Raw genomic sequence first — 557 nt, 5'->3', positions numbered from 1 at the left:
ACGCGCCCAAGAGGAGTCGAACCCCTAACCTTTTGATCCGTAGTCAAACACTCTATCCAGTTGAGCTATGGGCGCATATTTGAAATGCCGAGGACCGGAATCGAACCGGTACGGTGATCACTCACCGCAGGATTTTAAGTCCTGTGCGTCTGCCAGTTCCGCCACCCCGGCGCGATTGCTTTGGCAAAGCGGAAAACGGGGTTCGAACCCGCGACCCCCACCTTGGCAAGGTGGTGCTCTACCACTGAGCTATTTCCGCGTGTTTAAAGATGCCGGCTAAAGGACTTGAACCCTCGACCCTCTGATTACAAATCAGATGCTCTACCAACTGAGCTAAGCCGGCATGTAAAACTTAAATTATGCGGGTGAAGGGACTTGAACCCCCACGCCGTAAGGCGCTAGATCCTAAATCTAGTGCGTCTGCCAATTCCGCCACACCCGCAAAAATATGAGCCGTACAGGGCTCGAACCTGTGACCCTCTGATTAAAAGTCAGATGCTCTACCAACTGAGCTAACGGCTCATATGGAGGTTAACGGGATCGAACCGCTGACCCTC

General features: G+C 53.0%; 6 tRNA genes. All 6 read right to left on the bottom strand.

What is annotated here, in order from left to right:
• Position 1: 1 nt before the first annotated feature.
• The 6 genes from HMPREF2961_RS08170 to HMPREF2961_RS08145 all read right to left on the bottom strand — a co-directional run bounded on the left by HMPREF2961_RS08170 (position 2) and on the right by HMPREF2961_RS08145 (position 522).
• A tRNA-Arg gene (locus HMPREF2961_RS08170) sits at positions 2-75 on the bottom strand.
• A 10-nt stretch (positions 76-85) separates the two neighbouring features.
• Positions 86-171, bottom strand: a tRNA-Leu gene (locus tag HMPREF2961_RS08165).
• A 16-nt stretch (positions 172-187) separates the two neighbouring features.
• A tRNA-Gly gene (locus HMPREF2961_RS08160) sits at positions 188-259 on the bottom strand.
• An 11-nt stretch (positions 260-270) separates the two neighbouring features.
• Positions 271-343: transfer RNA gene (locus tag HMPREF2961_RS08155), tRNA-Thr, on the bottom strand.
• A gap of 17 nt (positions 344-360) precedes the next feature.
• Positions 361-442, bottom strand: a tRNA-Leu gene (locus HMPREF2961_RS08150).
• 7 nt (positions 443-449) lie between these two features.
• Positions 450-522 (bottom strand) — tRNA-Lys (locus HMPREF2961_RS08145).
• Positions 523-557: the final 35 nt, after the last annotated feature.

The sequence above is a fragment of the Enterococcus sp. HMSC076E04 genome (genome assembly GCF_001814285.1).
Taxonomy (GTDB): domain Bacteria; phylum Bacillota; class Bacilli; order Lactobacillales; family Enterococcaceae; genus Enterococcus_B; species Enterococcus_B lactis.
This window is presented reverse-complemented; position numbering and strand designations above follow the sequence as displayed.